The 782-nt window shown below is 46.8% G+C and carries 1 protein-coding gene; it reads right to left on the bottom strand.

What is annotated here, in order from left to right; translation table 11 throughout:
• Positions 1 to 324: 324 nt before the first annotated feature.
• Positions 325 to 782, bottom strand: a 458-nt coding sequence (locus ACTHUR_RS13365; protein ID WP_440399015.1) for a hypothetical protein, incomplete at its 5' end; no start/stop codon positions are given.

Genomic DNA, 782 nt, shown 5'->3' with positions numbered 1-782 from the left:
CTTTAAACCAGTACGGCGTTGCCTCGCCTTAGCTCAAAGAGAACGATTCTCTAAGGTACTGAAGCACCAAGTGAATCGGTTCCGTACTATTTGTACTGTCTACGGCTTCGTCGCCTTGTCCTGATTTTTGTTAATCCACTATATTTCATAAGGAAAATTAAGCCGTAGGATACTTTCAATGCTCAAAGCCAATGGCGTGAAAAGCTGTCTTGTCTGCGCCTTGCTGCTTCGTTCTGATTTAAAGTCCATCCGCCGCAATATAAAAAGGTCGTCTGAAAACCCGTTTTCAAGTTTTCAGACGACCTTTCGTTTTATACAACGTCTTTATTTCTTCGCTTTGCCTTTGCCTTTAACAGGTTTGGCAGGTGCTTTGTTCAATTGAGCAGTAGCGGCTTGGTCCAATACGCAAGACTTGGTGATGATGTTGTCCACGACTTGGTTTTTGCCGTTAACGACAGTTTGTTGACGGATAGTCAGCATATTGCCGTCCACTTTGTCGATGTTGGCATAGTTGGCGCGGTTGGCAATCCATGCCACGCCTTCACCCCAGAAGCCATTGACATCATTGCCGGTGCCGACGATGCGGGAAAGACCCGGAGTCAGCTGGCCTTGGTATTTCACTTGGGCAATCACAGGCTCATCACCTTGGAAACCGTACATGACATTCAAAGGATCAGTACCGTTTGGTCCGCATTTGTAAGCCACTTCCTTGGTGCGTTCAATATTATTGACTTCCATGGTTTTAGGCGTTTCAGGTGCGGGAGCGGATTGTTGCGCAGTAG

Source organism: Neisseria sp. P0021.S007, assembly GCF_051956855.1.
The sequence above is the reverse complement of the archived record's forward strand: the minus strand, read 5'-3'. Positions and strand labels throughout refer to the sequence as shown.